General features: G+C 42.3%; 6 protein-coding genes. All 6 read left to right on the top strand.

Going from position 1 to position 5,132, the window contains the following annotated elements; translation table 11 throughout:
- Window positions 1-123: 123 nt before the first annotated feature.
- The 6 genes from U0M88_RS05965 to U0M88_RS05940 all read left to right on the top strand — a co-directional run bounded on the left by U0M88_RS05965 (window position 124) and on the right by U0M88_RS05940 (window position 4,501).
- Window positions 124-282 carry a PRD domain-containing protein gene (locus U0M88_RS05965; RefSeq protein ID WP_331869219.1) on the top strand — a complete coding sequence of 53 codons (159 nt, stop codon included), beginning with the start codon at window positions 124-126 and terminating at the stop codon, window positions 280-282.
- Window positions 283-375: 93 nt separating this feature from the next.
- Window positions 376-1,803 (top strand): PTS transporter subunit EIIC, encoded by a 1,428-nt coding sequence (locus tag U0M88_RS05960; protein ID WP_331869218.1) that lies wholly within the window; start codon window positions 376-378, stop codon window positions 1,801-1,803.
- A 5-nt stretch (window positions 1,804-1,808) separates the two neighbouring features.
- Complete coding sequence (locus tag U0M88_RS05955) at window positions 1,809-3,200, top strand: glycoside hydrolase family 1 protein (protein WP_331869217.1); 1,392 nt, start codon at window positions 1,809-1,811, stop codon at window positions 3,198-3,200.
- 1 nt (window position 3,201) lies between these two features.
- Window positions 3,202-3,714 (top strand): PTS sugar transporter subunit IIA, encoded by a 513-nt coding sequence (locus U0M88_RS05950; protein ID WP_331869216.1) that lies wholly within the window; start codon window positions 3,202-3,204, stop codon window positions 3,712-3,714.
- Window positions 3,711-3,980 (top strand): ChbG/HpnK family deacetylase, encoded by a 270-nt coding sequence (locus U0M88_RS05945; RefSeq protein ID WP_331869215.1) that lies wholly within the window; start codon window positions 3,711-3,713, stop codon window positions 3,978-3,980. The genes U0M88_RS05950 and U0M88_RS05945 overlap by 4 nt, the downstream gene beginning before the upstream one ends.
- Window positions 3,981-4,255: 275 nt before the next feature.
- Window positions 4,256-4,501: a 23S rRNA methyltransferase gene (locus tag U0M88_RS05940; RefSeq protein WP_331869214.1), complete on the top strand. Its 246-nt coding sequence runs from the start codon at window positions 4,256-4,258 to the stop codon at window positions 4,499-4,501.
- Window positions 4,502-5,132: the final 631 nt, after the last annotated feature.

Genomic DNA, 5,132 nt, shown 5'->3' with positions numbered 1-5,132 from the left:
AATTCGAGTTCTACTGGTTTTAGATGGTTCAAGAATGTTTCGTTGATCATAGGGAATCTCCTTTATATATCAAAGAATATCCCTGAATCTGACGCTATTCATGTTGAATCATCAACTTTTTAGTTGAATTTAGCGAAAAATTATAAAAAGTCATATGAATGCTCAGAGAAGATAGCAATCTATCTGCGGGATAAACTGAAGATCCTGCTGAATGAAGAAGAGAAACTGTATCTGATGCTTCACATCAACAGACTATGTACCCGTGAGGACTGTGACCAATAAAACGGGCGGGACCCTCATACATAGAACGATTTATTCGTTTTCATGTATGAGGTTTTATTTTTATTCGATTAAAACATTTTCCATTGTGGCCACATGGAGAATGTGTTAATAAAACAAAGAAGAAAAATGACAAAGAAGAGTTTAAATGAGACCGCAGCAAAAGTGCTGGAACTGATTGGCGGCAAAGAGAATATCTCACATTTTACACACTGTATTACCCGATTAAGATTCAATGTGATCGACAAGAGCGAGATCGATGAGGAAGGATTGAAAAAAGTTGCAGGTATTTTAGGCGCTCAGTGGTCTGGCGAACAGTATCAGATCATTGTCGGCCAGGATGTCGATGATCTTTACAAGGAGATATGTGAAGTGGGTGGCATCAAGGTGGAAAAGGCGATCGATGAGAATCTGGATGGAAATCTGACCAAAGATAAATTCTCGTTCAAAAAGATTCCTTCGATCATCGTTGAAGTCATATCCACTTCGATCATGCCGTTTATTCCGGTGCTGATCGGTGCAGGTATGATTAGCGTCCTTAGGACACTTTTGAACCTAATCGGCGTGCTCAGCGAAGAGAGTATGACTTATCAGATCCTGTCAATCGTTTCCGATGTGGCTTTCTATTTCATTCCGGTCTTCGTAGGTAAGGGTGCTGCGAAAAAATTCGGTGTAAATGAAGGTCTTGGTATCTTCATGGGTCTGCTACTGGTTTCCCCATCCCTTGCGGCGATGGTCGATGAAGGAACGAAGATGAGCATATTCGGTATTCCAATCTACGCGGCTTCTTACAGCTACCTGGTATTCCCGGCCATCCTTTGCGTTGCGGCTATGGCACCAATCGAAAAGTTCTTTGCAAGGATCTCGCCAAAGATGCTGCGTTCGACACTGGAACCGACCTGTACGATCCTAGTGATGATTCCGCTGGCTTTATGCCTGCTTGCGCCTCTTGGCACGATCATCGGCAATTATATCGGAACTGCACTGGTGTGGCTGTATGAGACAGCTGGATTTATTGGCGTAGCTGTCCTTGGCATGCTTTATCCGCTACTGGTCGTTACAGGAATGCACTGGGGTACAGTGCCATACTGGTTTGAAACTTTTGCGACAAAAGGCTTTGATCCGCTGGTTTCAATTGCGGAATGTATGCACAACATCACGCAAGGTGCTGCTGCTTTTGCTGTCGCATTAAAGACAAAAGATGACAATCTGAAATCGACTGCCTTGTCATGCGGAACAACGGCGATAATTGGTGGTATTTCCGAACCTTCTTTGTTTGGCGTTAACCTGAGACTGAAGAAACCTCTGATCGCATCAGTCATCGGCAATGCGGTAGGATGCGGCATTGCGGGTATTGCAAAAGTCACATGCAATGCAATCTATGGAAGCGGCGGAATTCTTGTAATACCATGTTTCGCAAAGCCAGGAACAAACAATCTTCTGTTCTGGGTCATTGCCATCGTAGCCGGTGCGGCAATTACGTTTGTGATTACATATCTCACACATGTTGATGAGGAGGATTGATCTATATGGGTTTCAATAAAGACTTTTTTTGGGGTGGTGCCCTTGCGGCAGATCAGTGTGAAGGAGCATATGATGAAGACGGAAAGGGATTAAGTACTGCAGACTTAATAACTTCCGGCGACGTCAACACGCCAAGGCAGATTACTAAAACGATAGAGCCGGGAAAGAATTATCCTTCACACAAGGGTATCGATCATTATCACAGATACAAGGAAGATATAGCTCTGTTTGCTGAAATGGGATTCAAAATGTATCGCTTCAGTATTGACTGGTCAAGGATCTATCCGAATGGTGATGATGAAGAGCCAAACGAACTTGGCTTGAAACACTACGATGATGTTGTCGACTATTGCCTTGAACTTGGCATTGAGCCAATGATCACTATGGATCATTTTGAAACTCCTATTGGATTTCAGAAATTCGGTTCCTGGACAAACCGCAAGGCAGTTGACTGTTTTGTCCGCTACGCAAGAACGCTTTTTACAAGATTCAGATCCAGAGTAAAGTACTGGCTTCCGATCAACGAAATCAATAATCTTGTCGAGTGTCCTTATCAGTCGGCTGCCATGGACAATGACTCCACTTATGAGGACAGGATGATTGCTTCCTATCATCAGCTGATCGCCCATGCACTTACTGTAAAGATCGGACATGAGATCGATCCGGAAAATCGGATCGGAAATATGTACAGCGGCATCTTTGCCTATCCGGCTACTTGCAATCCGAACGATATCGTTGCTGCACAGGAATTCATGAAGAGGTATCTGTTCTTTGTGGATGTTCAATCAAGAGGATATTATCCTTCATATAAGTTGAAAGAACTGGAACGCATGAATATCAAACTTCCTGTACTGGATGGAGATGAACAGATCCTGAAAGAAGGAACAATCGATTTTCTGACATACAGTTATTACAACACCACCGTTGTTGGTGAAAAAACCAAAGATATGAATTTCTTCACGTTTGATACCGGCTACGAAAATCCTTATCTGCCAAGAACGAAATGGGGATGGGATATCGATCCTCAGGGCTTGCGGTATTCATTGAACTTTCTGTATGATCGCTACCAGAAACCAATCTTCATAACAGAAAACGGGATCGCTGATTTTGAAGAACTGGAAAACGAGACCGTTCATGATGCATACCGTGTTGAGTATCTTAAAGCGCATGTCGAAGAAATGAAAAAAGCAGTTGAGATCGACGGAGTGGATGTAAGAGGCTACTTATGGTGGGGGCCAATCGATGTGATCAGCTTCGGTACGGGAGAAATGAAAAAACGTTACGGTTTTATCTACGTTGATCAGGATGATTTCTGTAACGGAACGGGCGAAAGGATCAAAAAAGATTCATTTGAATACTATAAAAGAGTAATCAGATCAAACGGCGAGGAGCTTTAAGATGAAATTATTTGACGCTTTCAGAAAGAAACAGGAAACACTCGCACCGGTAACAGTTACAGACACGCAAATCGCTGCAATCGCAGATTGTGAAATGATGAATGTGGCGGATGTGAAAGATGAAATGTTCGCACAGCAGATGCTGGGCCAGACCGTTGCTTTCCTCAGTGACGCCGACACACTGACAGTCTGTGCACCGGCCAATGGCACGCTTTCCGTTATGTTTCCGACGGGACATGCCTTTGGAATCACGATGGAAAGCGGTGTTGCGCTGCTGGTCCATATCGGGGTCAATACAGTGGAGGAAAATGGCAGTGGATTCACGATCCTGAAGAAGAAACAGGGTGATTCCGTTAAAGCGGGCGACCCAATCGTGACCGTCAATCTGAAACAGCTCAGAAAGAAATATGATATGAGCACCATGCTGATCGTGACCGACACAAACGGACATGAAGTGAAGATAGAAACGGTTTCTTCCGTCACCAGAGGTCAGATCATCGGGGAGGTCTTATGAAACTGCTTGTTCAGTCAGACGATTATGGAATCTCAAAGGCTCAGGCTCATGGCTGCATCGAAGGAATCAGAAACGGGCTGATCCGCAATACCGGATTTTTCACAAACATGCCCTGGGCAGAAGAATGTGCTGAATGGATCCGACTGTATCTGAATCAGATTGCCTTTGGCATCGACCTGAATATCACTACCGGAAAGTCGGTTCTTCCGCATCATCAGATACCCACAATTACAAAAGAAGACAATTCTTTTATCCAATGTCATTAAGTTAAGTCAAATAAATTCTTAGTGATATTAATTGAAAATTCAAGAAAACAAATCTTTAGCGAAAGTTAACAGCTTTTCCATAAGATTTGTTTTTTAATTCTTGAAATCATTGATTTTCAAGCATGACAAAAATGCCAGTTGTACATTTTTTGAAATTTTGCTGTCAATAGTCAGCGATAATGTCCTAAAAAAATCTTATTATTAGCGGAACAGTTTGAGACGATAGTATTATTGTCCAAATTCAAAGTCAACCACATATCGAAATAGAAATTAAGATGGATGAGTTGGATTTAACGGCGGCGGAAAGTAAAGCAACCTACGATGAAATCAAAGCCTATGTTTTGAACAAGTACGGACTAAAAGTAAGCCAGCTTTATATTGCTCAGATAAAAAGAAAGTGTGGAATCATCGAAAGAAAAAATTATAACGTATCCAAAAAGGAAGATGCGAAAGTACCGCAGTGCCCGCCAGAGAAAGAGGCAGCGATTATGGACGCATTAAAGCATTTTCAAGTGATTTGAAAAATTTTATAAAAACGCCGTTTTCGGACGGCGCTCACTTCAAAAGGTGTTGCTTTCGGGCAGCGCCTTTTGTTTTGCCGGTCTGAGAGAAAAGGGGGTGAAAACATGGCCGAGCCGGGTGCATTGGATTACTTTTATGGAATGGAGGCAGAACAATATACCTTACAATATACCTTTTACCGGATTGCAAAGGCTATAGTCCGAATACCGGCAACGATGTAGTGTAGGTAGTCGGTAGATACCTACATTATTTTGAAGCCTTGTTCTTTGTAAAGGACAAGAATCAAAAATGCAAAGCGCCTGGTGATTCCATCTCGCTCACCACTACAAATGGCAAGAGACTAAATAGCCAGAAAACAGCCAAGCAACAAAAAAGCAACAAATCTTTTTCAGATTTACTGCTTTGATTGACCACCGGTGGATGGCTGATATTCAGTTTTGAAAGTCTGGATCAGATTAGCCGGATAAACCGGAAGTTGCTTACTTATTTTTTCGCTATACCCACAGTTTGGTGATTTAGCCATAATTCAGCATTAAAAAGAAACTTCAAATAAAGCATCTGTTGCAATCTGCCGGATAAAAAAGTAATGAATAGAGTACTTCAACTTCTTTAAGACATAGACAAGTATTT

The sequence above is a fragment of the Faecalicoccus sp. genome, assembly GCF_036552745.1.
Classification (GTDB): domain Bacteria; phylum Bacillota_I; class Bacilli_A; order Erysipelotrichales; family Erysipelotrichaceae; genus Faecalicoccus.
The sequence above is the reverse complement of the archived record's forward strand: the minus strand, read 5'-3'. Positions and strand labels throughout refer to the sequence as shown.

Coding starts and splice junctions, on each gene's coding strand:
- U0M88_RS05960 (WP_331869218.1), top strand. CDS start 376: ATGGAGAATGTGTTAATAAAACAAAGAAGAAAAATGACAAAGAAGAGT.
- U0M88_RS05955 (WP_331869217.1), top strand. CDS start 1,809: ATGGGTTTCAATAAAGACTTTTTTTGGGGTGGTGCCCTTGCGGCAGAT.
- U0M88_RS05950 (WP_331869216.1), top strand. CDS start 3,202: ATGAAATTATTTGACGCTTTCAGAAAGAAACAGGAAACACTCGCACCG.
- U0M88_RS05945 (WP_331869215.1), top strand. CDS start 3,711: ATGAAACTGCTTGTTCAGTCAGACGATTATGGAATCTCAAAGGCTCAG.
- U0M88_RS05940 (WP_331869214.1), top strand. CDS start 4,256: ATGGATGAGTTGGATTTAACGGCGGCGGAAAGTAAAGCAACCTACGAT.